Raw genomic sequence first — 26,618 nt, 5'->3', positions numbered from 1 at the left:
GCGATGAAAATCAGCTCGGCCATCGCGATCTATCTGCTGTTCTGGTGGGGGTGCCTGTTCCTCGTCCTGCCCTTCCGCCTGCGGTCGAGCCAGGAGCCCGAGGATCATGTCCCCGGCCAGGCCGACAGCGCGACCCCGCGTTTCTCGGTCGGGCGGACGGCGCTGTGGACGACGATCACCTCGGCGGTCGTCTTCGCCTGTTTCTACCTGAACTACACGCAGGGCTGGATCACCGCCGACCTGTTCGACCTCTCCCGCTACGCGGGACGCTGATCGCTAGAATTCGCGTTATTGCCTCGGAGAGGACTGCGGATAATATCTCCGAGTGCTGCGACCGCGCGATCTGACGAGGACTGTGATCATCAACGGCGTGTCGCTCGTCATTGGTGTGATGAGTGGAACTGCCCTGTCGGTGGCTGCCGTGGACGGGGATCCCGACGTTTGGCTTCGCTCGCTTCGTCTCCTCGATTGGACACGACATATGTCGATCGGAGACTCGATTCTCGCTGCCGAATGGGCATTTGCCGCAACCTATGCTTGCCTCTTGGCCATTGTTGGAAGTTTGGTTTGGATGGGCATTGCGCGCATTGGGCGTGATAGCGCTTCGGCGGCGAGTTTACTGGGCCTCTTAGTCGCGTTTGGCGGGGCCCTGTCGGTTTTCGACCCGATGGCCGAGATTGCGACATGTCTGTTGGTCAGTGGGGCAGGTATGATCGCCGCATTGGTGACTTTCCATTTGCACCACGCGCTGAGCAGCATGTTCGATCGGTAAATTATAGTCGCCGTTGTGCGGGCATAGTTAAAACCGCAGCCGGTCGATCGCCTGCGCCAGCGCGACGTAGAGCTTGCCCATGTCGGATGAGAGCATCGTGACGCCCAGCGGCGCGCCGTCGCGGCTGTCGAGGATACGGCCGAGCATGGATTCGAATGCGGCGACATAGCGGTCGACCTGCGCGCGGAAGGCGGGGTTGCGCTGGCAATAGGTGGCGAGATGCTGCGCCTCGCCCGCGTCGAGCAGGCGCACCGCTTCGCGCGCGAACACCCCATGATCGCCCGCCAGATAAGCGGTCCACGCTGTGTCGGCGACGTTGGCGGACAGCACCCGCGTCACATCGATCGCGGCGGCCTTGAGCCCGTCGACCAGCACCGCGACCTCACCCGCGAAATTGTCCGACGGATCGGCCTGCGGAGCGGGCCGGCGCTTGTCGAGGGTCAGCGCGCGTTCTTCCAGGTTCGCGCTCGCCTCGGCGATCGAGAGCAGCTGCTTCAACAGCTTCTCGCTCGCATGGTTCGCCGCCGCGACCGCCGCTTCGGCGGTGTCGGAGATCAGGTGGATGCGCTGGGTGATCTGGTCGCCGAACGCGCGCTCGATCGCCTCGGCGCCGCTGCGCGCCAGCTTCTCGCTTGCATCGGGGATGACCGATTCTAGCGCTGCCTTGGCGCCCCGTGCCGCCTCGCCCGCCGTCTCGCGGACCTTCAGGATCGCTTCGACCAGCCGGCTGCCCGACAGTTCGGCGAGCGAGCGCATATTCTTCTCGCTCTCGGCGATCAGGCGGCCAAGCTCGGTCGAATGATCGCGCAGCGCCTCGAGCCGCGCGGCCGCTTCCTCGGCAAAACTGTCCGAAAGTTCACGCTGGCGATCGAGCAAGGCGTCGCCCTCGGCTGCGATCGCCGCCATGCGCCGCGCCGCCTGATCGCCGAGGCCGGCGACGGCGTTGCGCTGCCGATCGATCAGCAGGTCGGCCGAATCGAGCCGGTCGGTCGCGCGCTCGACGGTGGCGGCGAGCTGTTCGGCCTGTGCGGAAACCGCGCGGATCGCGCTGTCGCCGCGCGCGGCTTCGGCCTCGACCTGCTTCATCGCGGCGGGCATGTCGCGCTCGATCACCTGGTTGACCGCGTCGAACGCGATCCGCAGCGCATTGGCGCGATCGGACAGCGAACGGACGCCCGCCATGCTGCCGTCGAGCGCGCGGCCGACCCCGTCGACATGCTCGCTCAGCGCCACGACCATTTCGGCCAGATCGGCGGTCTGCTCGGTCCCAGTGGCGCCCAGACTCTCGAAGCGCGCCTCGATCTCGCCCAGTGCGCGGTTCATCTGTTCGACCAGCAGGCGGCTCGCCCGATCCTGTTCGGACAGCCGCGCGCCGAATGCCTCGGCCTGCGTCGATAGCGCGTCCATCCGTTCGGCGATCGCCTGTGCGGCGGTGCTGCCCGCATCGTCGATCGCGGCGCGGGCATGGTCGATCATGGCGACCATCGCCGCCTGTTGCGCCTCGACGCCCTGCCGCGCCTGATCGATCGCCTCCCCGGCGGCGAGCAGCGCCTTGTCGGAGGATGCGACCAGCGCCGTGCCGGCTTCGTCGATCGCGCGCGCGGCGCGTTCGGATCGGCTCTCGATCCGGCCGACATGATTGGCGATCCGGCCCGCCGCCGCGCCGATCAACTCGTCCGCCTCATGGCTGCGCGCGATGATCTGGGTCAGCTGCTCGGCCAGGCTTTCGGACTGGCTGACCGCCGATCCGGCGATGGCCTTCATATGATCGGCGGTTTCCTGGCTCAGGTCGCGGGCCTTGGGCAGATCGGCCATCAGCGCACCGATATCGCCGCGCGCTCCGGCGGCGGCCTGCGCCAGCGTATCGGTCTGCCGGGCGAGAAGGTCGCTCTCGTCGCGCATGTCCATGCTGATCTGCGCCAGCCGCTCGGCCGCCTTGCCGCCTTCGGCCAGCAGCGCATCGGTGTGGATCGACAGCGATTGCCGCCGCACGTCCAGCGCCTGCGTGACGCGCGCGATGGCCGCCTCCAATCGGGCGCTTTCGGCGCGCATCGATTGGGCGGTCTCGGGAAAACGCTTCGCCTCGCGCCGGCCCGATCGCTGGAACAGGATCCAGCCGATGCCGATCAGCGCCAGCGGCCCGCTCGCGGTCGCAACCGCGGTGACGATGCCCGATAGGTTCGTGGGCGAAACCCCGCTCAATGCGACCAGAGCGACCCATCCGGCCGCGGCGATCCCGCACAGCGCGCCCAGGATGAAATCGGAGGCGCGGCGCGGCGTCGCTTCGATCGGTGCCTCGGCCGCGATCATCGGCGGATCGACGATGCGATCGTCGAGCAACAGCTCGTCCGCAGGGTCCGGTGACGGGGATGGCGTGTCGGCTGCGGCGCGGACGGCGGCGGCCTCGGCCGCATTGGCCTCGCGCCAGCTGTCCAAGGGATGCGGTGCCTTCGCCATTGGTTGGAGAATCTATCGTATTTCCGATTCGCCGAACAGGGGGCGTTAGGACTTTCTTAACCCGCGCCGGATGATTTTGCGGCCATGTCCTACATGCCCCAGGATCTCGATCGGCTTCTGGCCGAGGCGGTTGGCGCAAGCCCGCATATCCTCGCCTCGCTGCGCGCCGATTTCCTGGGATCCGCACTGGCGCAGCTTGCCGCGCTCGAAACCGCGGAGACGGTCGAAAACTGGCGCGATGCCGCGCACAAGCTGCAGGGGCTGGCCGCCAGCTTCGGCCTGACCGACCTGATGTGGCTCGCCGCCGCCACTGCGCGTGCGAAGCCGAGCCCCGCCCTGATCGCGCCGATCCGCGCGATGCTCACCGAACTGTCCCAGCATTAACCTTTGAAGAATCGCTGCGGCGATTCTACTCTCTCCGAACGCAGTCTCCGCGCGAGGCTGCAAGGCAGGTTGGTCGCGTAGCCGAGCCCGGCGGGGCACAGCATTGCTCCCGCCGATAACGAAAATCCTAAGCCTCATCGGCTGGTCGGAAAGAGGAAGACGGATTGCCCCTGGCCGCGCTGATCGCAGCACAGGAAGCCGACGATTCGGGACAGGGGCTGCGCGCAACCCTGCCCGTCGCCGGCCGCACGCTCGTGGAATATCAGGCCGCACTCGCGGCGCGCGCGGGCGCGGACATGATCGTCATCCTCGTCGAACGCATGCCGGGTGAGCTTGCCCGCGCGGTGCAGCGGCTGCGCAACGAAGGTGCGGCCGTCGTCGTCGCGCGCAGCATCGCCGATGCGGTCGATCGCTTCGATCCCGATGCGCGCATCCTGCTGATCGCCGATGGATGCGTCGCGGACGATGCCGCGGTCGAGGCGCTGGCCGCCGCGCCCACGCCGGCGCTGATGGTCGTGCCCGATCAGCCCGAACATGCCCTGCTCGAACGGCTCGATGCCGATGCGCGCTGGGCGGGCTTCGCGCTGATCGATGGTGCGCGGCTGCACGCCACCCATGCGATGCTGGGCGACTGGGATCTGGTGTCGACCGTGCTGCGCCGCGCCGCGCAGGAGGATGCGACCCGGATCGAAGGCGATGCGGAGGGGGAGATCGTTCCCCTGATCGCGGTCGAGCCGAAGGCGCTCGCCCCCGTCGAACGCGCGCTGATGGCGCGCGGCCGCCGCGATGGGGCGGGCTGGGTCGCGCGCTATGTGCACCGCCTGCTGATCGCGCCGATCGCATCGCCGCTGGCCGCGCGCGGGGTGAAGCCGATGCCGATCGCGATCGGATCGGTGGTGGCCGCATGGCTCGCACCGTTACTCGCGGCCTTCGGTTTCTTCTGGCCCGCCGCCGTGCTGCTGCCGGTCGCGACCGCCGCCTTCGCCGTTGCGCGGGCAGTGGGAACGATCTGGGCTCCCGAGCTGCCGGCCCGCCGGCTGTTGATCGCCGCGCGCCATGCCGCCGCGCTGACGGTACTGGCCATGCTCGCGCTCATGCTCGTGAAGACGCTCGGCTGGGGCTGGGCGATCGTCGCGCTCGCCATTCCGGCGGGGCTTGCGGGGCTCGATCGCGCGCGGCCGATCGAAGCGGCGCTGGACAGCGGCGAACGGCCGGTCTGGCTCGCCAGCGGCGATGCGCTGATCTGGCTGTTGCCGCCGCTCGCCGTGCTGGCGGGCTGGCCGTGGACAGTCGCCGCGCTCGCGCTCTACGCGCTGGGCAGTTTCGTCATCCGCTTCGATGCGTTGGCTCGCCGGGCGATCCCACGCTTAGCAGCCTCTTAACCAGGGTCGGCTATGGGCGCGAGGATGGACCCGTTGTCGACCACAGCGATCGAAGGACTGTTGCCGGAAGGGCCGATCTGGCTCGACGGCGGCGTGCCCGATTCTGCGCAGGCGCTGGGCCACCTCGAACGCCGGCTCGATGCCGCCGCCGCCGAACTCGCGCTCGACGAGGAACAGCGGCTGACCGAGCTGCAGCGTGCGCAGATGCGGGCGCTGCACCAGGCGCTCGTCCGCTCGATCGAGGCCGATCTGCGCCTGCGCCTTGCCCGCCGTCTGGAACGGGATGACGCGCCGGAGGAATTGCTCGCCGCGCTCGATGCCGCGCATGTCGATATCGCGCTGCCGCTGATCCGCCTGCCGGGGCAGAAGGATCTCGCGCTGGTCGAATTGCTGTTGCGCCGCGTCGATGCGCATCGGCTCGCGCTCGCATTGGGGCAGGATACGCACCGGGCGGCGGGCGTCGTCCAGCAATTGCTCGACCTTGCCGATCCCGCGATTGCGGAGGCGACGATGGCGATGATGATCGCCGACAGTCGGAGCAGGGATGCCTTTGGCGAACCCCAGCTCGACGGGGTCGATCTGCCGGAGGTGCTGCGCCGCCGGCTGGTGTGGAAGATCGCCGCCGCGCTGCGCACCTATATGGTCCGCCGCCACGGCATGCGCGCCGAACGCGCCGACGCGCATGTCACCGCGATCGGCGGCGCCTATCTGGCCGAGCAGCAGCCGGTGCCGGGGGTCGAGGCCGCAGCCGCAAAGCTTGTCGCCCTGCTCGATGAGCGAGAGATGCTCGATGACGAGCTGATCATGCAGGCGCTTGAGGACGGATTGCTGCCTTTGTTTGCGGCGGGCCTCGCACTGCGTGGGAGCATCGACGAGGCGACCGTGTGGGCGATGGTCGCCGATCCTTCGGCCTGGATGGTCGCGACTTTGCTCAAGGCGATCGGGTGCCAGCGCGAGCCGGCGGTGACGATGCTGTGGCGGCTCGGCCTTGCCCACGGCACCGCCGAGGATCGGCTTATCGAACGCAGCGAAGCCTTCGATGCGCTGAACGAGGGCCGCGCCCGCGACGCGCTGGGCATCTGGCGCTCCGATCGCGCCTATCGCCGCGGCGTCGCCGAACTGGGCGAGCGGGATTATCTGCCGTGAGTCTGGTCGGAGAGGTCAAGGCGACGATCGGTCGCATCGATCGCGACGGTCGGCTGATCGAGGCCGATCCCCAATTATTGCGGATGCAGGAGCGCGCGGGCGGCACGCTGGGGCAGCCGCTGGCGGTGCCGCCTCTGGCCGCGATCGTGCGGCTGGCGGTGCGACTCCAAATCCCGATCACGCGTGCGATGACGGCGGCGCTGGGCGACCGCGACGTTAATCTGCTGGCGCGTGTGAAGCCGACCGGCGACGGCTGTGACGTCGCGATCAGCGGCTGGAACGAACAAAGCCCGCTCTCGCTCAACGACGCCGGCCGCGCGCGCGATTTCGCCCGCACCCGCGCCGACTGGATTTGCGAAACCGATGCGTCGCTGCGCATCGTCCATCTGACCGGCGCAGTCGCCGATGCGATCGGCCGTCCGCTCGACGATCTGTTCGAACTTACCCGCGGCGCACGCGGCGAGACGTTGGTGGAGATTGCCGCACGCACCGCCGCCCGCTTCGAAGATGGCGGTGCCGTGCTGCGGATCGACGGCGGGGAGCCGGTGCGGATCGACGGCCTGCCGCTGATCGACGGGGTCGGGCGGCTGGCGGGCTATCGCCTGCTCGTTCATCGCCGCGCTGCGCAGGGCGATGTCGACGATCCCGCGCCTGCCGCGATCAACGCCTTTGGCGAGCGGCTGAGCAACGCGTTGCGCGAGCCGCTGGCGCGGATCATCGCCAACGCCGACAGTCTGAGCGCGCGTGAGGATGGGCCGCTGCGCCGCGATTATGCCGATTATGCGTCCGATATAGCCGGGGCGGGTCGACACCTGCTCGCTCTGGTCGACGATCTGGTTGATCTGCAGGCGATCGAGGATCCCGATTTCCGCCCCTCGATCGAGCCGATCGATCTGGCCGAATTGCTCCGCCGCGCCGGCGGGCTTCTTACGGTGCGCGCAGCCGACAAGCAGGTGCGGATCGGCATGCCGGAGCCGGGCAGCGTGATCGGATCGGCCGATCATCGCCGCGTGCTGCAGATATTGATCAACCTGATCAGCAACGCGATCCGCCATTCGCCCCCCGGCGGCACGATCTGGCTGCGCGCGGCGCGCGAGGGCGATCTGGCGGTCGCGCTGGTCGCCGACATGGGCGACGGCATCGCGCCCGAGAATCACGAACGCATGTTCGAACGCTTCGAACGGCTCGACTTGGCCGATGGTTCGGGCACCGGCCTGGGCCTCTACATTGCCCGCCGTCTCGCCCGCGCAATGGGCGGCGACCTCGGCGTCGACAGCGCCACCGGCACCGGCGCCCGCTTCGTCCTGACCCTGCCCGCTGCCTGACGGGGCCCAACGAACCTCGTAGAGGTTCGCAAGGCCGAACGGCCGCCCGAGCTTATTGCGAGGAAGCCAAGGCAGGCGGATGCCCGCCGCCCGGCGTTTGAGGGCTCAACAAACAAAACAAAAAGAAAAGGCCGGGTTTCCCCGGCCTTCCCTTAGCTCGCGATGGACAGCGCCTTAGCGCTTGTCGACCGGCACGTAATCGCGCTGCGTCGCGCCCGTGTAGAGCTGACGCGGGCGGCCGATCTTCTGGCCGGGGTCCGAGATCATTTCGTTCCACTGCGCGACCCAGCCGACGGTGCGGGCGAGCGCGAACAGCACGGTGAACATGTTGGTCGGGAAACCGATCGCCGACAGGATCACGCCCGAATAGAAATCGACGTTCGGGTAGAGCTTCTTGTCGATGAAATACGGATCCTTGAGCGCGATCTGCTCGAGCTCGCGGGCCGTATCGAGAACCGGATCGTTCTTGCCCAGCTTGTCGAGAACCTCGGTCGCGGCCTTGGACAGCACCTTCGCGCGCGGATCGAAGTTCTTATAGACGCGGTGGCCGAAGCCCATCAGGCGGAACGGATCGTCCTTGTTCTTCGCACGCGCGATGAACTCGGGAATGCGATCCGGCGTGCCGATTTCGCGCAGCATGTTGAGCGCGGCTTCGTTCGCGCCGCCATGCGCGGGGCCCCACAGACATGCGATGCCGGCCGCGATGCACGCGAACGGGTTCGCGCCCGACGAACCGGCCAGACGCACGGTCGAGGTCGAGGCATTCTGTTCGTGATCGGCATGCAGGATGAAGATCTTGTCCATCGCGTCGACGACGATCGGATCGACCTCATATTCCTCGGCCGGGTTGGCGAAGGTCATCCGCATGAAGTTGGCGGTGTAGCTCAGGTCGTTCTTCGGGAAGACGAACGGACGGCCGACCGAATATTGATAGGCCATCGCCGCGATCGTCGGAATCTTGGCGATCAGGCGGTGCGACGCGATCAGGCGCTGCTGCGGATCGTTGATGTCGGTGCTGTCGTGGTAGAAGGCCGAAAGCGCGCCGACGACGCCGCACATGATCGCCATCGGGTGCGCATCGCGGCGGAAGCCACGGAAGAACTGCGCCAGCTGTTCATGCACCATCGTGTGGCGCGTGATCGTGTTGCTGAACTTTTCCAGCTCGCCCTTCGACGGCAGTTCGCCGTTCAGCAGCAGGTAGCTGACTTCCATGAAGCTCGACTGTTCGGCGAGCTGCTCGATCGGATAGCCGCGGTGGAGCAGGACGCCTTCGTCACCGTCGATATAGGTGATCGCGCTTTCGCACGACGCGGTCGAGGTGAAGCCGGGATCGAAGGTGAAGGCGCCGGTCGCCGCATAAAGCTTGCGGATGTCGATGACGTCGGGGCCGATGGTGCCCGAAACGACGGGGTAGTCGGACGGCTTGCCGCCCATTTCGAGCTTTGCAGTGTCCCCCATATCATTCCTCCTATGCTGGCCGGCGGGCTGGCCCCCCGCCTGCGCTGAATCAAATGCGATCGTCCATCCGGGCCAGGCTCTCCTCACGGCCGAGCAGGGCCAGAACGTCGAAGATGCCCGGGGATGTGGTGCGTCCGGTAAGCGCCGCGCGCAATGGCTGCGCGACCTTGCCGAGGCCGATCCCCGCGCTCTCCGCCACGGTGCGAATGGCCGCCTCCAGTTCGGGGACGGACCAGTCCGACGTGGCGGCAAGAACGTCGCGGGCTTGGGCCAACAGCGCCTTGCCCGGTTCGTCTAGCAGCGTATTTGCCTTCTCGTCCATATCGAGCGGGCGAGCGCGAAACAGAAACAGCGATCCGTCTGCCAAGTCATTGAGATCCTTGGCGCGAACCTTCAAAAATGGAACGCTGCGCAGCAATAATGCTCGCTCTGCGGACGTCATCTCGCGATCGAGCGCCTTTGCGACTCCGGGCGCGGCCAGATCGGCCAGCCGTGCATCGTCGGCCTCGCGCATATAATGGCCGTTCAGGTTTTCGAGCTTCTTCATGTCGAAGCGCGCGGGGCTGCGGCCGATGCCGCCCAGGTCGAACCACTCGACCGCCTGATCGCGATCGATGATCTCGGCATCGCCGTGGCCCCAGCCGAGCCGGAGGAGATAGTTGTTCACCGCCTCGGGCAGCAGGCCCATTTCGTCGCGATAGGCATCGACGCCCAGCGCGCCGTGCCGCTTCGAAAGCTTCGCGCCGTCCGCACCGTGGATCAGGGGAACGTGCGCGTAGATCGGCTCCGGCCACTCCATCGCGCGGATCAGCGCGAGCTGGCGGAAGGCGTTGTTCAGATGATCGTCGCCGCGGATGACGTGGGTGACGCCCATGTCGTGATCGTCGACCACGACGGCGAGCATATAGGTCGGCGTCCCGTCCGACCGCAGCAGGATCATGTCGTCGAGTTCGGAATTGCGCACCGTGACCGCGCCCTGCACCCGATCCTCGATCGTCACCTCGCCCTCACGCGGCGCCTTCAGCCGGATGACGAAGGGCGCGCCGGCGGGCGCTTCGGAAGGATCGCGATCGCGCCAGCGGCCGTCATAACGCAGCGGCTGCTTGGCGGCGCGCTGCTGCTCGCGCAGTTCGGCCAGTTCCTCGGGCGTGGCGTAACAGCGATAGGCATGGCCCTTCGCCAGCAATTCGTTCGCGACTTCGGCATGGCGATCGGCGCGGGCAAACTGGTAAACCGCGTCGCCATCCCAATCGAGGCCCAGCCAGCGCATGCCGTCCAGGATCGCCTCGATCGCCGGCTCGGTCGAACGCGCGCGATCGGTATCTTCGATACGCAGCAGGAACTTGCCGCCCATGTGGCGCGCATAGAGCCAGTTGAACAAGGCGGTGCGGGCGCCGCCGATGTGAAGGAATCCGGTAGGCGACGGCGCGAAACGGGTAACGACAGGACGGGTTTCGGTGCTTGCGCCCACGCGCTGATTCTCCAAGAAATGGCGCGATGGCCGAGACGGACGCCGCCCCTAGCATAGCCCTTTCGCCGCGACAAACCGATGGCGGACGGATGCTGGCCGCGATCGAGCATGTGCTGGAGGCGGAGCGCGATCAGCTGGCCCTATGGTTGCCGGTGGGCTTCGGCGCGGGGATTGCGGGCTGGTTCGCGCTGCCGGGGCCGACCGGCTGGATCGGGCTGGGCATCGCGGCGGCGGGCGCGGGGCTGGCGGCGCTGGTTTTCGGCGGGGCGAGCCGGCTGGGCCGCGCGGTGGCGATCTTCGCGCTGGCGATGCTGCTGGGCCTCGTCGCCATCTGGACGAAGGCGGATTGGGTCACCGCACCCCGGATCGATCGGCCGAAGGTGGTGACGCTGACGGGCATCGTCGAGGCGGCCGAGCCGCGGCCGGCGACCGGCGTGGTGCGGTTGCTCGTGGCGCCCGATGCCGCGCTGCATCTGCCGCCGCGCGTGCGGATCAATGTCGATGCGGATGATCTGCCGACGGTGCCGTCCGCCGGATCGCGACTGAAGGTGCGCGCGCGCCTGCTTCCGCCTGCGCCGCCGATGGTGCCCGGCGGCTATGATTTCGCGCGCGTCGCCTGGTTCGATGGGATCGGGGCGACCGGCAAGGCGCTCGATCCGCCGGCGATCGTCGCGGCGGGCGGGGGCTCCTCGCTCGCCGACATCCGCACCCGCCTGACCGCACATATCGAGGCGAGCATCAGGGGCGCGGGCGAAGGCGGGATCGCGGCCTCCTTCGTCACCGGCGATCAGGGCGGCATTCCGGAGGATGATAATGAGGCGCTGCGCCGCGCAGGCCTTGCGCACCTGCTGTCGGTGTCGGGGCTGCATGTGACGGCGGTGGTGGGGGCGGTGATGCTGCTCACGATCCGGTTGCTCGCTTTGTCGCGCCGCCTCGCGCTCCACGCGCCTTTGCCCTTGATCGCGGCCGGGGCGGGCGCGCTGGCGGGGATCGGCTATACGTTGCTCACCGGTGCGGAGGTGCCGACCGTGCGATCGTGCATCGCCGCCCTGCTGGTGCTGGGCGGGATCGCGCTGGGGCGGGAGGCGATCACGCTGCGGCTGGTCGCGGCAGGCGCGTTGATCGTCCTCGTCTTCTGGCCAGAGGCGCTGGCGGGGCCGAGCTTCCAGCTGAGCTTTGCCGCGATCGCCGCTTTGGTCGCCTTCCACGAACATCCGAAGGTCGCCGCCTTCGCTGCGCGGCGGGATGAGGGGATCGTGCTGGGTGGCGGGCGCATGTTGCTGATGCTACTGGCGAGCGGTGTGGTGATCGAGGCGGCACTGTCGCCGATCGCTTTGTTCCATTTCCACAAGGCGGGGCTGTACGGCGCGGCGGCGAACATCGTTGCGATCCCGTTGACCACCTTCGTCGTGATGCCGGCGGAGGCGATTGCGCTTGCGCTCGATCTGGTCGGGCTGGGCGCGCCGATCTGGTGGCTGGTCGGCAAGGCGCTGGGCCTGCTCCTGTGGATCGCGCATGTCGTGGCCGATGCGCCGGGATCGGTCGCGGCCCTCCCGTCAATGCCACGCGGCGCCTTTGCCCTGATGGCGGCGGGCGGCCTGTGGATCGTGTTGTGGCGGACGCGGTTGCGGCGCTGGGGCGGCGTCCCGCTCGCAATCGGTGCGGTCTGGGCGCTGCTGACCCCGCCGCCCGACCTCCTCGTTACCGGCGACGGCCGCCATGTCGCGGTGCGTGACGGGCGCGGCGGTATCGCGATCCTGCGCGATCGGGCGGGCGATTATGTCCGCGATGTGCTGGGCGAGGCGTCGGGCGTCGAAGGCGAAGCGCCCGCGCTGGAGATCATGCCCTTCGCCCGCTGCAGCGCCGATCTGTGCGCGGCGGACGTGACCGGCGGCGACCGCACGATCCGCCTCCTCGCCACCCGCAGCCGCGACTTCGTGGACATCCGCGCCATGACGCGCGCCTGCGCCGCCGCAGATATCGTGGTCGGCGACCGCCGCCTTCCCCGCACCTGCCACCCCCGCTGGCTCAAGGCCGACGCCTCCTTCCTGCGCAGCACCGGCGGTCTGGCGATCCGGGTCGGATCGGGTGAGGTCGAGAGCGTCGCCGAGCAGGTTGGCCGGCATCCGTGGGGAAGTTTTGCGCCTTAAGCGCTTGTCGGGAAAGTGACCTTCACGGTCAGCCCTCGATCGATCCAGGCGACGTTCAGGTCGCCTTTGCGGGCGCGGACGATGCGGTCCATCAGTTTCATGCCCTGGCCGCCGTCGCGTGAATGGGCATGGACGATGCCGTTCGACAGCTCAGTCCAGGATATGACGACATTGCCCGTGGCCGTGGACGCACCCACCGAAACCGAACCGCCGTGGCGGATCGCGCCATGTTTGGAGGAGTTGACGGCCAGTTCGCCCAGCACTAGCGCAATCGCGTCCGCGCGGCCCTGATCGACTTCGCAATCCGCAATGGTGTCGATCGTGACCGAGCAGTGCGCGGTGTCGAACGCATCGACCAAAGCGGGGATCAGATCGGATATCCGGCAGGGGGCGTTTTCGCGCGACGCGAACAGCGTTTGCGATGATGCCAGTCCGGTCAGTCGCGTGACCATTTCATCAGCGAACACCTCCCGATCCGGTGTTCCCCGCGCCATGCCGGACATGAGGCCGCCGATCATGGCATAGCTGTTCTTCAGCCGATGCCGCATTTCCGCCGTCGTCACTTCGAGTGCCTGGCGCGTTATCGTGGCATCGGTCACGTCGCGCGACACGGACAGCAGCCCGGTCACTTCGCCGTCGTCGGATCGAACGGCGGAAACCGAAACATTCCACCAGCGGGGATTGCCCTTGGCTGTCGGGCAATAAGCGTCGAACCGCACGGCTTCGCCACGCCGAACGCGCTCGCAGGCGTCAAGAATGACGGGCCGTGTTTCTTCAGGCCAAAGCGACGACCATTCCGCACCGAGCATTGCGGATATATCGTCAATCTCCATCGCGCACTGCCCGTTGGCATTCATATATTCGAGGCAGCCGTCGATATTGAGGAGCTTCACGCAATCGACGCTCTGGTCGAGAACGGACGCCAGCGTCGCAATCGATAGCGAACGCACGGGTGCGGGAACATCGGGGTGGAGGGTTTTTGTCATACGTATCCGTGGTCCGTTACCTTAGAGGTCCGGATACGCAAATATACTTATGGACATTCGGGCCGGTTCGAGCGGCTCAGTTCGGCAATTTGTAGCGCAAAGTATAAAAATGCTTGCCGTCCTTCTCGATGCGAATGTCGAGGGTGCCGGTGATGCCGGTCAGGGCATCGGTGCCGCTGTCGGGGACGATCGCGATATGGAGGCTTGTGGCGCCGCGCGCCATCGTGCCGACATGGTCGAGCGCGAAGCCGCCCTTGCGGCCGGCGAGGGTGCCGGTGACGCGTTCGATCGCGACATAAGCGGCGGAGCCTTCGGTCTTGGTGTCGACGGTCAGCATCTTGCCGGTGCCGATGCCGTCGAGATCGCCGTGATAGACTTTGTCGAGCTTGTAGGTGCCGATCGGCGCGTCGGCCGCACCTTCGGGCGCGGCCTTCACGTCGAAGGCGCCGGTCGCGATCCGCTCGACCGGTTCGGCCGCCATCAGGGGCGAGGCCGCGAAGATTACGGCCGCGATCGGCGCGGCCAGCAGAAGACCGCGCCGGATCATCGTCAGTAGCGCCGCAGCAGGCCGGCGAGCTTACCCTGCACCTGCACCTGATCGGGGGCATAACGCTGCGGGTCGTAGGCGCGGTTGGCCGGATCGAGCCGGATCATCGTGCCTTCGCGGCGGAAATATTTGAGCGTCGCTTCGGCGCCCGCGATCAGGGCGACGACGATATCGCCGTCCCGCGCGGTCTGCGCGCTGCGGATCAGCGCATAGTCGCCGTCGAGAATGCCGGCCTCGACCATCGAATCCCCGGCGACTTCGAGCGCATAATGTTCGCCCGGCCCGAGCAAGGCGGCGGGCACCGAAAGGCTGCTCTGCCCCTCGAGCGCCTCGATCGGCACGCCCGCGGCGATGCGGCCGTGCAGCGGGATTTCGAGGACATTCTCATTCGCGGCGACGGGCGCGGGAACATTGGTGTTCGCGGGCTTCGGAGTCTTGGCGGGCTTGGGCGTCGCCGTTTCGGGCATTCGCACCACCTCCAGCGCGCGGGCGCGGTTGGGCAGGCGGCGGATGAAATTGCGTTCCTCCAGCGCGGAGATCAGCCGGTGCACGCCCGATTTCGATTTGAGATCGAGCGCGTCCTTCATCTCCTCGAACGAGGGCGAAACCCCGGTCTCGGCCAGACGATCGTGGATGAAGATGAGCAGTTCATGTTGCTTGGCGGTGAGCATCGCCGGCACCTCACATGACGGTTCCGGCACGTCGCCAGAACGAACGCGGAACATTTAGGCAACCGTTACGGCGCTGTCAAGCGAGGGAAAGCAATTCGACCTGCTCGCCCACAAGGGCTGGTGGCGCATGGGCCGGGCGGACCACCAGATGATCGGCGGCAGCCAGCGCGGAGAGGCCCGCGCTGTCCTGCCCGATCAGCGGATGGACCCGGCCGTCGATGAGGCGCGCGCGCGGATATTCGGCGCGCACGCCCGTGGCCGGAAGCGGGCCGGCGAGCGTGCCGGCGAAGGCGCGCGGCAGCGGATCGGCGGACCCGAGCAGATGCGCGATCAGCGGCTTCAGGAACAAGGTGGCGGTGACGAAGGCGGACACCGGATTGCCGGGCAGGCCGAGGACGATCGCGTTACCAAGCCGCGCGATCATCACCGGCTTGCCGGGCTTCATCGCGACCTTCCAGAAGTCGATCGTCGCGCCCGCCGCCTTGAGCGCGGGCAGGACGAGATCGTGATCGCCGACCGATGCGCCGCCGGTCGTGACGATGATATCGCTCGTCTCGGCCGCCTTTGCGAAGGCCTCACGGATCGCGGCGAGATCGTCGCGCACGATGCCATGATCGGCGACGGCGCAGGCAAGCGCGCTGAGCAGGGCCGCGAGCATCGGGCCGTTCGATGCGGGGAGCAGCGATCCGGGCGTCGGCTCTCCGGGGGCGACCAGTTCGTCGCCGGTCGACAGGATCGCCACGCGCGGGCGGCGGTGGACGGGCAGGGTCGCGTGGCCGCCCGATGCCGCAAGCGCGATGGCGGCGGGGTTGAGCGGCGCGCCGGCGGCGATCAGCGCCGCGCCCTCGGCAAAGTCGCCGCCGACGGGGCGGACGAACTCGCCGACCGCCTTGGGGCCTTCGCCGCTCATCGTCAGGCGATCGCCATCGCGCGTGGCTTCCTCCTGGATCAGGATCGCGTCGGCGCCTTCGGGGACGGGCGCGCCGGTGAAGATGCGCGCGGTCTCGCCCGGCGCCAGCGCGCGGTTCAGCCCGCCGCCGGCCGCGCTCTCGCCGATCACGGTCCACGGACCGGGCCGCTCGGCGAAGCGGATCGCATAGCCGTCCATCGCCGACAGCGGCAAAGCCGGCTGCGTACGGCGCGCGAGGATGGGTTCGGCGGCATAGCGGCCGACCGCCTCGATCAGCGAAACCTGTTCGACGGGCAGCGGCGAAGCGAGCGCGAGCATCCGCGCCTGCGCCTCGGCGACGGGAAGGAGGTTGCTCACAAGCACGTCATCCCGGCGGAGGCCGGGATCTCAGGCGTTTCCTGCCTCGTGCTCATCCCATCACTCCTGAGATCCCGGCCTCCGCCGGGATGACGAGTCTTCGGCGTGCCAGTCGCCCGATTTGCCGCCGGTCTTGGCGAGCAGGCGCACCCCTTCGATCCGCATGCCTTTGTCCATCGCCTTGGCCATGTCGTAGATGGTGAGCAGGGCGACCGACACGGCGGTCATCGCCTCCATCTCGATGCCCGTGGTGTAGGCAGTGACGACCGTCGCGGTGGCGCGGATGCCATCGGCCTCGATCACCAGATCGAGCGTGACGCCCGCGATCGGGAGCGGATGGCAGAGCGGGATCAGCTCGGCTGTCTTCTTCGCCGCCATGATCCCGGCAATGCGCGCGACAGCCAGAACGTCGCCCTTCTTCACAGATCCCTCGGCGATGGCGGCAAGGGCGGCGGGCGCGATCAGGATGCGGCCTTCGGCGGTGGCACTGCGCTGCGTGGTCGCCTTGGCCGAAATGTCGACCATCCGCGCGGCGCCGTCGGCGTCGATATGGGTGAGCTTGTCGGTCACGCGCCCATCAGCAGGCGGCGCGTTGCCGCCGCCACATCAGCCTCGCGCATCAGCGCCTCGCCGACCAGGAAGCAGCGGACGCCATGTTCGGCCATCGCATCGAGATCGGCCTTCGATCCCAGCCCGCTTTCGGCGACGAAGGTGCAGCCTTCGGGCGCGCGGCCGACCAGTTCGTAGGTGCGCGCGAAATCGACACTGAAATCGCGCAGATCGCGATTGTTGACCCCGATGAGCCGCGACTTGAGGGCGAGCGCGCGATCGAGTTCGGCGGCGTCATGCACCTCGACCAGCACGTCCATGCCCCAGTCGATCGCTGCAGCCTCGATCTCGGCCATCGCCGAATCTTCCAACGCCGCGACGATGATCAGGATCGCGTCGGCGCCCAGTGCGCGCGCCTCGGCCACCTGCCACGGATCGACCATGAAGTCCTTGCGCAGGCAGGGCAGGGTGCACGCCTCGCGCGCGGCGACCAGATAATCGTCATGCCCCTGGAAATAGGGCACGTCCGTCAGCACCGAGAGGCAGGCGGCGCCGGCGCTTTCATAGGCGCGGGCATGCGCGGGCGGATCGAAATCGGCGCGGATCAGCCCCTTGGAGGGCGACGCCTTCTTGATCTCGGCGATCAGCGCGTGGCCGATCCCCGCCTTGCGATCGAGCGCGGCGCGGAAACCGCGCGGGGCCGACTGCGCCCTCGCCGCGGCATCGAGCGCGGCCTGGCTGGTTGCGGCCTTGCGCGCCGCCACATGATCGCGCTTCGCGTCGCAGATTTCGATGAGCTTGTTCGCCATGATCCGGTCCGCATAGCGGCTGGTTGAGAGGGCGGGAAGGCCTCATACGGTTGCGAATGAAGCCGTTCGCGGCCTATGTGCAGGTGCGAACGGATATTTCACGCGTGAAATCTGCTGACAGGAAAGCCCCCTAGACCGGTGACGATGCGGCACGGCCTGAACAGACTTGCGATCGGTGCGATGGTGCCGGGCCTGATCTCTATGCTGCTTCTCAGCGGCTGCGCGGTCGGCCCCGATTATAAACCGAAGGCCAATGCCGATCTGAAGGTGCCCCGCGCCTTCGTGGCGTCGGACCCGAGCGAGGCGGATGCCGAACCGCTCGATCTCGCCCAGTGGTGGCGCGAGTTCGACGATCCGGTGCTGACCAATCTCGTCGATCGCGCCTTTGCCGCCAATCTCGATATCGCCGCCGCCGCCGCCCGGCTGGCGCAGGCGCGCGCCACGTTGCGCGGCACGCAGGGGCAATTGCTGCCGACCGCCGATGTCAGCGGGTCGGCCAACCGATCGGTCGGCAATCAGAGTTCGTCCTTCATCGATCCGACGACGGGGCAGACCGTCTCGCGCGGCGGCGACACGACCATCTATCGCGGCAGCGCGACCGTGGCGTGGGAGGCGGACGTGTTCGGCCGCATCCGCCGATCGGTCGAGGCGGCACGCGCCGATATGCAGTCGCAGGCGGCGAACCTGGCCTTCGCGCAGGCGGGCGTCGCCTCCGAAGTCGGGCTCAACTACATCAACGCGCGGCTGGCGCAGATCCGGCTGCGGATCGCGCGCGACAATCTGGCGGCGCAGGACGATACGCTGCAGATCGTCGGCTGGCGGCGGCAGGCGGGGCTGGTCAGCAGCCTCGATTACGAACAGGCGCGGCAATTGCGATCGCAGACGGCGGCGTCGCTGCCGGGGATCGAAAATGACTATCTGACCGCGGTCAATCGGATCGCGGTGCTGCTGGGCGAGACGCCAGGTGCGATCACTCCGCTGATCGATCCGCCCGCCTCGCTGCCGCTGGCACCGGGCGTCGGTGCGCCGATCCCGGCGGTGGTCGTGCAACGCCGGCCCGATATCCGCGCCGCCGAACGCACGCTCGCCGCCGAGGTCGCGCGGATCGGCGTGCAGACTGCGCAACTTTATCCCGCGCTCCGCCTGTCGGGGTCGTTCAGCGGATCGGCCACCACGGTCGGCAACGTCATCAACGACGGCGTCGGTCAGCTGGTCGCCGGGATCACCGCGCCGATCTTCCAGGGCGGGCAGATCCGCGCCGCGATCCGGGGGCAGCGCGCCTCGGCCGACGCGGCGCTCGCCAGTTATCAGTCGACCGTGCTGGTCGCGTTGGAGGAGGTCGAGAATGCGCTGAAGGGTCGCGAGGCGGCCGAACGCAGCGTTACCGATGTCTCGATCGGCGCGGAAGCGGCGGCGAACGCGCTGATCTACGCGCAGGATCAGTATCGCGCCGGCCTGATCGACTTTCAGGCGTTGCTCGATGCGCAGCGCACCCGGCTGTCGAGCCAGGACAGCGAAGCGCAGGCGCGCGCCGCGCGTGCGACCGCGACGATCCAGCTTTACAAGGCGCTTGGCGGCGGATGGGAATCCGCGCCGACGCCAGCCCCTGGCCCCTATGAGGGCGGGACCAATTCCAAGACGAGGCCATGATGGACCGACCGACCAGTGATCCGCACGCCGACGATCTCGATGCCTTTCTGGGTGTCGAGCCCAAGTCGGAACGTGCGTTGTGGATCCGGCGCGGGGCGATCGGGCTGGCGGTGGTGCTGGGCCTGCTGATCATCTGGCGGCTGTTCACGGGCAGCGGCAATGACGCGGCCTATGCGACCCGCGCGGTCGAAAAAGGCGATCTGACCGTCATCGTTTCGGCCACCGGCAATCTGGCGCCGACCAATCAGGTCGATGTCGGCTCCGAACAGTCGGGCACCGTGACCGATGTCTATGTCGACAATAATGACCGGGTGAAGAAGGGGCAGCTGATCGCAAAGATCGATCCGCAGCGTTTTCAGGACACGGTGAATCAGGGCCTCGCGGGCGTCGCATCGGCCGAGGCGAGCGTGCAGCAGGCGGAAGCCACGTTGCTCCAGTCGCGCGCCACGCTGCGCCGGATGGAACAGGTCTATAAGCTGTCGGGCGGCAAAGTGCCGTCGGGCACCGAACTCGACACCGCTCGCGCCGATGTCGCGCGCGGCGAGGCGGGGGTCGCGACCGCAAAGGCATCGGTCGAACAGGCCAAGGCGACTTTGTCGACCGCCGAGTTCAACCTGAGCCGCGTCTTCATTAAATCGCCGGTCAACGGGCAGGTGCTGTCGCGATCGATCGAGCCGGGGCAGACCGTCGCCGCCTCGTTCAACGCGCCGGTATTGTTCACGATCGCCGAGGATCTGCACCAGATGCGGCTTGAGGTGAAGGTGGACGAGGCGGACGTTGGGCAGGTGGCGAAGGGCCAGCGCGCGACCTTCACCGTCGATGCCTTCCCCGGCCGCACCTTCCCCGCGTCGATCGAGCGGGTCGATGTCGGTGCCAATGCGTCGAGCAGTTCGTCATCCTCGTCGAGCAGCACGACCACGACCGCCACGACCAGCGGCGTCGTCGCCTATACCGCGCGGCTCACGGTGGCGAACAAGCAGGGCGTGCTGCGTCCGGGGATGACGGCGACCGCCGACATCGTCACGTCGGAGCGCAAGAATGTGCTGCTGGTGCCGACCGCGGCGTTGCGTTTCACGCCGGGCAGCGGCGCGGGCGCCAGCCAGGGCGGCGGCATCACCAGCGTGATCGCCCCGCCGCGTCCGCGTCGCGGCAGCGGCGGCAGCCGCGAGGCGGCGATCGGGCGCGGCAGCAAGCAGACCGTCTATATCGTCGGATCGGGTGGCAAGCCCAAGGCCGTCGAAGTCACTGTGGGCGCGAGCAATGGCAGCCAGGTCGAGATTGTCGGCGGTGATCTGAAGGAAGGCGATCAGGTCGTGATCGGCCAATATGCGACGGGCCAGTCGGGCGGCGGCGCGGGCGCGCAGGGCGGGCAGCGGCGCAATGCCCAATGATGCGGGCGCGTCCGACGCGCTGATCCGGCTTCGCGGCGTCACCAAGACCTTCGGCGAGGGCGCGACCGCGTTTCAGGCGCTTAAGGGTGTCGACCTCGATATCGCGCGCGGCGATTTCGTTGCGGTGATGGGGCCTTCGGGTTCGGGCAAGTCGACGACGATGAACATCCTCGGCTGCCTCGACGTGCCGACATCGGGCCAGTTCCTGTTTCGCGGTCATCCGGTCGAAACGCTCGACCGCGATCAGCGCGCCTTGCTGCGCCGCCGCTATCTCGGCTTCGTGTTTCAGGGGTTCAACCTGCTCGCGCGCACCACTGCGCTCGAAAATGTCGAACTGCCGCTGGTCTATCGCGGTGAGGACAAGGCGAAGCGGCACGAACTGGGCATGGCCGCGCTCGACAAGGTTGGGCTGGCCGACTGGTGGGATCATACCCCGGCAGAGCTTTCGGGCGGCCAGCAGCAGCGCGTCGCAATCGCCCGCGCGATCGTCACCCACCCTGACGTGCTTCTGGCGGACGAGCCGACCGGCAATCTCGATTCGGCGCGCTCGATCGAGATCATGGAGCTGCTGACCGATCTCAACCGCAACAGCGGGATCACCGTGCTGATGGTCACGCACGAACCCGACATGGCGGCGTTCGCGCGCACGATCATCCATTTCAAGGATGGCCTCGTCGAACGGATCGAAAAGAGTCCGGGGGTTGTGGGCTGATGTGGGCGACCACGCTCCTCCTCGCGATCCGCGAGATACGGCGGCATCTGCTCCGCTCGTTCCTGACGATCCTCGGCATCGTCATCGGCGTCTGGGCGGTCGTGACGATGGTGACGCTGGGCAATGGCGCGACCCAGGCGGTCAAGACGCAAATCTCCAGCCTGGGCGCCAATGTGCTGCAGGTCCGCCCCGGCCAGGGCTTCGGGCGTGGCGGCGGCGGGCCGCAGCCGCCCGATTTCAAGATCGAGGATCTCGATGCGATCCGCGAACAGATCGTGGGGGTGACGGCGGTGGCGCCGCAGGTCCAGTCGAGCGGCGCGGCGGTCTATAACGCCGCCAACTGGTCGACGACGATCAACGGCACCAATCGCGAATATTTCACCGCGCAGCCGTGGACGATCACCGAAGGCCGCATCTTTTCGGAAGCCGAGGAGCAGGCGGGCAAGGCGGTCTGCGTGATCGGCAACACCGTCAACAGCCGGCTGTTCCGCGGTGTCGAGGCGGTCGGGCAGCGTTTCCGTATCAAGAATATCAGCTGCGAAGTGATCGGCACGCTCGCGGCCAAGGGGCAGGGCGGCTTCGGCAACGATCAGGATGATGTCGTGATCATGCCGTACAAGGCGGTCCAGCGCCGGATGACCGGCAATCGCGATATCCGCGCGATCCTGGTCTCGGTCGACGAAGCCTATGACAGCCAGAAGGTGCAGGCATCGCTCAAGGAATTGCTGCGCGAGCGGCGCCACCTGACCGACGAGGCCGAGGATGATTTCAACATCTTCGACACCAAGCAGATTTCGGACACATTGTCGGGCACGACGCAGATCCTGACAGCCCTGCTCGGCGCGGTCGCGGCGGTCAGCCTGCTCGTCGGCGGGATCGGCATCATGAACATCATGCTGGTGTCGGTGACCGAACGGACGCGCGAAATCGGCATCCGCCTCGCGATCGGCGCGGTCGGCAAGGAGGTGCTGATGCAGTTCCTGGTCGAGGCGGTGGTGCTGTCGTCGCTGGGCGGGTTGCTCGGTCTTGTTCTCGCTTTGCTGTCGACGCTCGCGCTCGCACCGGTGCTCAAGGTGCCCTTCATCTTCGACGTGCAGATCAACCTGCTCGCCTTCTTCTTTTCGGCGGCGATCGGGGTCGTGTTCGGCTATTTCCCGGCTAAGCGCGCCGCCTCGCTCAACCCTATCGACGCGCTGAGGCACGAATGAGGATCGCGCTCGCCCTGCTCGCCGCCGCGACGCTTTCGGGCGCTGCGCTCGCGAAGAAGGCCGAGCCGACGGTGTGCCCCGGCCCGGTGCCGACCCAGTTGTTCATCTCCCCGGTCGGCGAGCCCTTCCGCCCGCAGCCCGATGGCGGCGATCCGGTGACGCGCTGGTTCGACGGGGCCGATCGCAACCATGACGGGCAGGTCACCCAGAGCGAGCTGATCCTTGACGCCGATCGCTTCTTCGCGACGCTCGACAAGGATCATAATGGCGAATTGTGGCCCGACGAGATCAGCGACTACGAAGAAAATGTCGCGCCCGAGGTGAAGCTGTATCGCGCGCGCCAGCCCGGAGCCGCGCCGGCAGAGCGCCCGAGTGCCGAAGCGATCAAAGAGGCACGCGAACGGATGAAGCGGCGCGCCAAGGGCGATGGCGGCTATGACGGGCCGATGGGCGCGGGGCGCTATGCCTTCCTGAACGTCCCCAATCCGGTCGCGGGGGCCGATGCCGATCTCAATCGCGCGATCAGCCGCGACGAATTCCGCCGGATGGCGGCCGATCGCTTCCGCGATCTCGATCCCAATCTCACCAAGGCGCTGACCCTCGCCACCCTGCCGCGCACCCCCGCGCAGATCGAGGCGAACCGGCGCTGCATCGAAAAAGCCAAGGAGAAGGCGTCGGGCAGGACGCCGGAGAAGCGCAAGGAGCCTGCCCGCCCATGAATCAGGTCAACACCGCCAATCCCGAAATCCTGGTCGTCGACGACGACAATGATCTGCGCACTTTGATCACCGATTTCCTGCGCCAGAATGGCCTGTCGGTCGAAAGCGCGGCCGATGCGGTGGCGATGGACGCGGCGATCGCGGCGAAGCGGCCCGATCTGATCGTCCTCGATCTGATGATGCCGGGGGAGGACGGGCTGTCGGTGCTGCGCCGCATCCGCAAGCCCGGCGGCCCCGCGATCATCATGCTGTCGGCGATGGGCGAGGATACCGATCGGATCATCGGGCTGGAGGTCGGCGCCGACGATTATCTGCCCAAGCCCTGCAATCCGCGCGAATTGCTCGCCCGCATCCGCGCCGTCCTGCGGCGCAAGGCTGAAGAGGGTGCGGCGGCCAATGGCAGCGGGCAGCAGCGTCGCTTCGGCGCCTGGGCGCTCGACGTCGTCCAGCGTGAGGTGCGCCGCGCGGGCGCGCCGGCCGCGCCGCTGACCGACGCCGAGTTTCGCGTGCTTGTCGCCTTCCTCGATCGGCCTCAACGCGTTTTGACGCGCGATCAGATCATCGAAGCGGGCAAGGGGCTCGACAGCGACGTCTATGACCGCGCGATCGACGTGACGATCAGCCGGCTTCGCAAGAAACTTGGCCCCGATGATCCGATCCGCACCGTGCGCAACGAAGGCTATATGTTCACGCTGAAGGTCGAGGGCGAGTGATGAAGGCGATCGCCCGCCTGCCGATCTTCTGGCAGACCCTTCTCCTGCTCGTCGCGGCGGTGATGGTGGTGCAGGCGGTGTCGATCGGCCTGTTCCTGAACTCGCCGCCGCCGCGCCCTGATTTCAACCGCCTGTCCGACATCGCTGAGACATTGGCGGGGCGGCGGATCGATCGGCGGCCGATGCGGATGCAGCTGCAGGCCGGCCCGCTGGGCGAGCCGCGCGACATCATGCGCCAGCGTGAGGAGAAACAGGAACGTCAGCAGCGCGCCGTTGCCGTGCGCGAACGCGCGCTGAGTGTGACGACCGTCGCCGACGAGCCGATGCCCGACGCGGATATGGTGTCCGACGATGCCTTCACCGATCGGCTGGCGTCGATGCTCGATGTCGGCGATCAGGATGTTCGCCTGTTCTTCGAAGCCGATCAGCGCAGCAACATGCCGTGGGCGCGCGAACGCGACGTGCTGATCCGTCGTGGCGAACCGATCTTCTTCGATACCGTGCTCGCCGGCGTCCGCACGGCCGACGGCTGGCGCGTGGTGCGCACCCCGCCGCGCCCCTTCCTGCCATTGTGGCAGCGGCGGATGCTGCAGCTGTTCGCGTTGTCGACCCTGGTGCTGGCGCCCTTCGCCTGGGTCTTCGCCCGCGCGCTCGCCCGTCCCATCCGCCGCATCGCCGAGGGCGCCGACCGTATGGGCGCGAATCCGCAGGCGCCGCCGATCGCGGAGGAAGGGCCGGCGGAGATCCGCACCACCGCGCACGCGCTCAATCGGATGCAGGAACGGCTGGGCACCTACCTTACCGAACGCACCAACATGATCGGCGCGATCGCGCACGATCTGCGCACCCCGCTCGCGCGCATCGCCTTCCGCATCGAAGGCGCGCCCGACGATATGCGGCAGAAGGTGCAGGGCGATATCGAACAGATGCGCGCGATGATCGCGGCGACCATCTCCTTCGTGCGCGATACCAGCCGGATCGGCACGATGGCGCCCGTCTCGCTCGACGCGCTGATCGCCGATATCGCCGCTACTGAAGCTGAGCAGCAGCGCCCCGTCACCGCCGGCCCCGTCGCGCCGATCACGGTGCAGGGCGATTCGATGGCGCTTCGCCGGATGCTCCAGAACCTGATCGACAACGGCGTCAATTATGGCGGCGCGGTGGAAATCACGCTCGCGCGCGTCGGGCATATGGCCGAACTGCGCGTGTCCGATCGCGGGCCGGGCCTGCCGCCCGATTCGATCGAGCGGATGTTCAAGCCGTTCGAACGCGGCGATCCCTCGCGCAACCGCACGACGGGCGGGATCGGCCTCGGCCTCTCGATCGCGCGCGCCATCGCGCAGGAACATGGTGGCAGCCTCGCGCTCAAGAATCGCGATGGCGGCGGTCTGGCGGCGGTCGCCTGCCTGCCGATCGGCGACTGATTTCGCACGCAGCGTCGATTCCGCACGGATATTTCGCGCGCGTCACGGCGTTGGCAAGGATCGGGCGAATATCACCCCGACCCTCGCAGCGCTTTGTAATTTAATAACGAGGGCGTATAACTTTCATAAAGGCGGTTTGAGCCGCCATGAGAGAGGAACGCTGGATGACCGGGCGCAATCTGCCGCCGCTATCGCTCCATGTGCCCGAACCGCGCTTTCGCCCCGGCGACGCGGTCGACTTCGCCGATTTCGACATGCCGGTGGCGGGCGCCGTCGCCCGGCCGGAGATCGGCACCGCCCCCGCCGAGATGCGCGATCACAGCTATGCGATGGTCCGCGTCCTCGATGATCAGGGGCATGCGCAGGGGCCGTGGGATCCGCGCCTCGCGCCCGAAACCCTGCTCAAGATGTTGCGGCACATGGCGCTGGTCCGCGCTTATGACGAGCGGCTCTATCGCGCGCAGCGGCAGGGCAAGACCAGCTTCTACATGAAGTGCACGGGGGAGGAGGCGACTTCGATCGCCGCCGCCCATGCGCTCGATTATGACGATATGTGCTTCCCCTCCTATCGCCAGCAGGGGCTGCTGATCGCGCGCGAATGGCCGCTGGTCGACATGATGAACCAGGTCTTTTCGAACAAGGGCGATCGGCTGAAGGGCCGCCAGATGCCGATCATGTATTCGGCGCGACAGGCCAACTTTTTCTCGATCTCGGGCAATCTCGCAACCCAATATCCACAGGCGGTCGGCTGGGCGATGGCGAGCGCGGCGCGGGGCGACACGCGCATTTCGGCGGTGTGGTGTGGTGAGGGGTCGACGGCGGAGGGCGACTTCCATTCGGCGCTCACCTTCGCGGCCGTCTATCGTGCCCCCGTCATCCTCAACGTCATCAACAATCAGTGGGCGATCTCATCCTTCTCAGGGTTCGCGGGCGCCGAGGCGACGACCTTCGCGGCGCGGGCGGTCGGCTATGGCATTGCCGGGCTGCGCGTCGATGGCAATGATGCGCTCGCGGTCTATGCGGCGACCCAGTGGGCGGCCGATCGCGCGCGCGGCAATCACGGCCCGACCCTGATCGAACATTTCACCTATCGCGCCGAGGGCCATTCGACATCGGACGACCCGACCAAATATCGGTCGGCCGAGGAAAGCACCAACTGGCCGCTCGGCGATCCGATCGCGCGGCTGAAGCAGCACGTCATCGCGCTCGGCATCTGGGACGAGGAGCGCCACGCCGCGATGGACCGCGAAGTCGCCGAACTGTGCAAGGCGGCGCAGCGCGAGTCCGAGGCGCTCGGCACGCTCCACGACGGGCTCAAGCAGCCGTTCGATTCGATGTTCGAGGATGTGTTCGAAGAGATGCCCTGGCACCTCAAGGAACAGAGCCAGCAGATGCGCGACGAGCGCAAGGCGGCGGGGATATGAGCG

24 protein-coding genes are annotated in these 26,618 nt (G+C 67.6%); 15 read left to right on the top strand and 9 right to left on the bottom strand.

Going from position 1 to position 26,618, the window contains the following annotated elements; genetic code table 11:
• Nucleotides 1-3: 3 nt before the first annotated feature.
• Both EOD43_RS00460 and EOD43_RS00455 read left to right on the top strand, forming a co-directional pair.
• Complete coding sequence (locus EOD43_RS00460; protein ID WP_127740048.1) at nt 4-273, top strand: DUF1467 family protein; 270 nt, start codon at nt 4-6, stop codon at nt 271-273.
• 82 nt (nt 274-355) lie between these two features.
• Entirely contained in the window at nt 356-772 is a 417-nt protein-coding gene (locus EOD43_RS00455; RefSeq protein WP_127740046.1) for a hypothetical protein, read from the top strand.
• A 27-nt stretch (nt 773-799) separates the two neighbouring features.
• Here the strand turns inward: EOD43_RS00455 and EOD43_RS00450 are convergent, their stop codons facing one another.
• Nucleotides 800-3,229: a coiled-coil domain-containing protein gene (locus EOD43_RS00450; protein WP_127740044.1), complete on the bottom strand. Its 2,430-nt coding sequence runs from the start codon at nt 3,227-3,229 to the stop codon at nt 800-802.
• An 84-nt stretch (nt 3,230-3,313) separates the two neighbouring features.
• Between EOD43_RS00450 and EOD43_RS00445 the strand changes: the two genes are divergently transcribed.
• From EOD43_RS00445 to EOD43_RS00430, 4 genes are all read left to right on the top strand, one after another.
• Nucleotides 3,314-3,613: an Hpt domain-containing protein gene (locus EOD43_RS00445; protein WP_127740042.1), complete on the top strand. Its 300-nt coding sequence runs from the start codon at nt 3,314-3,316 to the stop codon at nt 3,611-3,613.
• Between the two features lie 164 nt (nt 3,614-3,777).
• A complete protein-coding gene (locus tag EOD43_RS00440) occupies nt 3,778-4,995 on the top strand; it encodes a hypothetical protein (protein ID WP_127740040.1) in 1,218 nt (405 codons plus the stop codon).
• Between the two features lie 33 nt (nt 4,996-5,028).
• Nucleotides 5,029-6,141, top strand: a complete 1,113-nt coding sequence (locus EOD43_RS00435) for a DUF2336 domain-containing protein (protein WP_164857049.1) — start codon at nt 5,029-5,031, stop codon at nt 6,139-6,141.
• Nucleotides 6,138-7,466, top strand: a complete 1,329-nt coding sequence (locus EOD43_RS00430) for a sensor histidine kinase (RefSeq protein ID WP_240653026.1) — start codon at nt 6,138-6,140, stop codon at nt 7,464-7,466. Before EOD43_RS00435 ends, EOD43_RS00430 begins: the two co-directional genes overlap by 4 nt.
• A gap of 174 nt (nt 7,467-7,640) precedes the next feature.
• Here the strand turns inward: EOD43_RS00430 and gltA are convergent, their stop codons facing one another.
• Nucleotides 7,641-8,924 (bottom strand): citrate synthase, encoded by a 1,284-nt coding sequence (gene gltA, locus EOD43_RS00425; RefSeq protein WP_127740037.1) that lies wholly within the window; start codon nt 8,922-8,924, stop codon nt 7,641-7,643.
• 49 nt (nt 8,925-8,973) lie between these two features.
• A complete protein-coding gene (gene gltX, locus EOD43_RS00420; RefSeq protein WP_127740035.1) occupies nt 8,974-10,395 on the bottom strand; it encodes a glutamate--tRNA ligase in 1,422 nt (473 codons plus the stop codon).
• A gap of 89 nt (nt 10,396-10,484) precedes the next feature.
• On the opposite strand from gltX, the gene EOD43_RS00415 reads away from it, so the two are divergent.
• Entirely contained in the window at nt 10,485-12,545 is a 2,061-nt protein-coding gene (locus EOD43_RS00415; protein ID WP_240653025.1) for a ComEC/Rec2 family competence protein, read from the top strand.
• On the opposite strand, the gene EOD43_RS00410 is transcribed toward EOD43_RS00415, so the two are convergent.
• The 6 genes from EOD43_RS00410 to trpC form a co-directional block, all read right to left on the bottom strand.
• Nucleotides 12,542-13,531, bottom strand: coding sequence for a PAS domain-containing protein (locus EOD43_RS00410; RefSeq protein WP_127740031.1), 990 nt, complete (start codon nt 13,529-13,531; stop codon nt 12,542-12,544). The genes EOD43_RS00415 and EOD43_RS00410 overlap by 4 nt on opposite strands.
• A 76-nt stretch (nt 13,532-13,607) precedes the next feature.
• Entirely contained in the window at nt 13,608-14,078 is a 471-nt protein-coding gene (locus EOD43_RS00405) for a DUF3224 domain-containing protein (RefSeq protein WP_240653024.1), read from the bottom strand.
• A gap of 2 nt (nt 14,079-14,080) precedes the next feature.
• Entirely contained in the window at nt 14,081-14,749 is a 669-nt protein-coding gene (gene lexA, locus EOD43_RS00400; RefSeq protein ID WP_127744551.1) for a transcriptional repressor LexA, read from the bottom strand.
• Nucleotides 14,750-14,825: 76 nt separating this feature from the next.
• Nucleotides 14,826-16,016, bottom strand: coding sequence for a molybdopterin molybdotransferase MoeA (locus EOD43_RS00395; RefSeq protein WP_276318181.1), 1,191 nt, complete (start codon nt 16,014-16,016; stop codon nt 14,826-14,828).
• Between the two features lie 60 nt (nt 16,017-16,076).
• The gene (gene moaC, locus EOD43_RS00390) at nt 16,077-16,586 is read right to left on the bottom strand and encodes a cyclic pyranopterin monophosphate synthase MoaC (protein ID WP_127740029.1); all 510 of its coding nucleotides are present in this window, start codon (nt 16,584-16,586) and stop codon (nt 16,077-16,079) included.
• Complete coding sequence (trpC, locus tag EOD43_RS00385) at nt 16,583-17,374, bottom strand: indole-3-glycerol phosphate synthase TrpC (RefSeq protein WP_127740027.1); 792 nt, start codon at nt 17,372-17,374, stop codon at nt 16,583-16,585. The genes moaC and trpC overlap by 4 nt, the downstream gene beginning before the upstream one ends.
• Before the next feature lie 144 nt (nt 17,375-17,518).
• On the opposite strand from trpC, the gene EOD43_RS00380 reads away from it, so the two are divergent.
• The 8 genes from EOD43_RS00380 (at nt 17,519) to EOD43_RS00345 (ending at nt 26,615) form a co-directional block, all read left to right on the top strand.
• Entirely contained in the window at nt 17,519-19,024 is a 1,506-nt protein-coding gene (locus tag EOD43_RS00380; protein ID WP_240653023.1) for an efflux transporter outer membrane subunit, read from the top strand.
• The gene (locus tag EOD43_RS00375; protein WP_127740025.1) at nt 19,021-20,415 is read left to right on the top strand and encodes an efflux RND transporter periplasmic adaptor subunit; all 1,395 of its coding nucleotides are present in this window, start codon (nt 19,021-19,023) and stop codon (nt 20,413-20,415) included. Before EOD43_RS00380 ends, EOD43_RS00375 begins: the two co-directional genes overlap by 4 nt.
• The gene (locus EOD43_RS00370) at nt 20,405-21,127 is read left to right on the top strand and encodes an ABC transporter ATP-binding protein (RefSeq protein ID WP_127744548.1); all 723 of its coding nucleotides are present in this window, start codon (nt 20,405-20,407) and stop codon (nt 21,125-21,127) included. The genes EOD43_RS00375 and EOD43_RS00370 overlap by 11 nt, the downstream gene beginning before the upstream one ends.
• A complete protein-coding gene (locus tag EOD43_RS00365; RefSeq protein WP_127740023.1) occupies nt 21,127-22,335 on the top strand; it encodes an ABC transporter permease in 1,209 nt (402 codons plus the stop codon). Before EOD43_RS00370 ends, EOD43_RS00365 begins: the two co-directional genes overlap by 1 nt.
• Nucleotides 22,332-23,054 (top strand): EF-hand domain-containing protein, encoded by a 723-nt coding sequence (locus EOD43_RS00360; RefSeq protein WP_127740021.1) that lies wholly within the window; start codon nt 22,332-22,334, stop codon nt 23,052-23,054. Before EOD43_RS00365 ends, EOD43_RS00360 begins: the two co-directional genes overlap by 4 nt.
• Entirely contained in the window at nt 23,051-23,767 is a 717-nt protein-coding gene (locus EOD43_RS00355; RefSeq protein WP_127740019.1) for a response regulator, read from the top strand. Before EOD43_RS00360 ends, EOD43_RS00355 begins: the two co-directional genes overlap by 4 nt.
• The gene (locus EOD43_RS00350) at nt 23,767-25,191 is read left to right on the top strand and encodes an ATP-binding protein (RefSeq protein ID WP_127740017.1); all 1,425 of its coding nucleotides are present in this window, start codon (nt 23,767-23,769) and stop codon (nt 25,189-25,191) included. Before EOD43_RS00355 ends, EOD43_RS00350 begins: the two co-directional genes overlap by 1 nt.
• 164 nt (nt 25,192-25,355) lie before the next feature.
• A complete protein-coding gene (locus tag EOD43_RS00345; RefSeq protein ID WP_127740015.1) occupies nt 25,356-26,615 on the top strand; it encodes a 3-methyl-2-oxobutanoate dehydrogenase (2-methylpropanoyl-transferring) subunit alpha in 1,260 nt (419 codons plus the stop codon).
• Nucleotides 26,616-26,618 lie beyond the last annotated feature (3 nt).

Source organism: Sphingomonas crocodyli, assembly GCF_004005865.1.
In the GTDB taxonomy this organism is placed as follows: Bacteria; Pseudomonadota; Alphaproteobacteria; order Sphingomonadales; family Sphingomonadaceae; genus Rhizorhabdus; species Rhizorhabdus crocodyli.
This window is presented reverse-complemented; position numbering and strand designations above follow the sequence as displayed.

Coding starts and splice junctions, on each gene's coding strand:
- EOD43_RS00460 (WP_127740048.1), top strand. CDS start 4: ATGAAAATCAGCTCGGCCATCGCGATCTATCTGCTGTTCTGGTGGGGG.
- EOD43_RS00450 (WP_127740044.1), bottom strand. CDS start 3,229: ATGGCGAAGGCACCGCATCCCTTGGACAGCTGGCGCGAGGCCAATGCG.
- EOD43_RS00445 (WP_127740042.1), top strand. CDS start 3,314: ATGTCCTACATGCCCCAGGATCTCGATCGGCTTCTGGCCGAGGCGGTT.
- gltA (WP_127740037.1), bottom strand. CDS start 8,924: ATGGGGGACACTGCAAAGCTCGAAATGGGCGGCAAGCCGTCCGACTAC.
- EOD43_RS00415 (WP_240653025.1), top strand. CDS start 10,485: ATGCTGGCCGCGATCGAGCATGTGCTGGAGGCGGAGCGCGATCAGCTG.
- EOD43_RS00410 (WP_127740031.1), bottom strand. CDS start 13,531: ATGACAAAAACCCTCCACCCCGATGTTCCCGCACCCGTGCGTTCGCTA.
- EOD43_RS00405 (WP_240653024.1), bottom strand. CDS start 14,078: ATGATCCGGCGCGGTCTTCTGCTGGCCGCGCCGATCGCGGCCGTAATC.
- lexA (WP_127744551.1), bottom strand. CDS start 14,749: ATGCTCACCGCCAAGCAACATGAACTGCTCATCTTCATCCACGATCGT.
- trpC (WP_127740027.1), bottom strand. CDS start 17,374: ATGGCGAACAAGCTCATCGAAATCTGCGACGCGAAGCGCGATCATGTG.
- EOD43_RS00380 (WP_240653023.1), top strand. CDS start 17,519: ATGCGGCACGGCCTGAACAGACTTGCGATCGGTGCGATGGTGCCGGGC.
- EOD43_RS00375 (WP_127740025.1), top strand. CDS start 19,021: ATGATGGACCGACCGACCAGTGATCCGCACGCCGACGATCTCGATGCC.
- EOD43_RS00370 (WP_127744548.1), top strand. CDS start 20,405: ATGCCCAATGATGCGGGCGCGTCCGACGCGCTGATCCGGCTTCGCGGC.
- EOD43_RS00365 (WP_127740023.1), top strand. CDS start 21,127: ATGTGGGCGACCACGCTCCTCCTCGCGATCCGCGAGATACGGCGGCAT.
- EOD43_RS00360 (WP_127740021.1), top strand. CDS start 22,332: ATGAGGATCGCGCTCGCCCTGCTCGCCGCCGCGACGCTTTCGGGCGCT.
- EOD43_RS00355 (WP_127740019.1), top strand. CDS start 23,051: ATGAATCAGGTCAACACCGCCAATCCCGAAATCCTGGTCGTCGACGAC.
- EOD43_RS00350 (WP_127740017.1), top strand. CDS start 23,767: ATGAAGGCGATCGCCCGCCTGCCGATCTTCTGGCAGACCCTTCTCCTG.
- EOD43_RS00345 (WP_127740015.1), top strand. CDS start 25,356: ATGACCGGGCGCAATCTGCCGCCGCTATCGCTCCATGTGCCCGAACCG.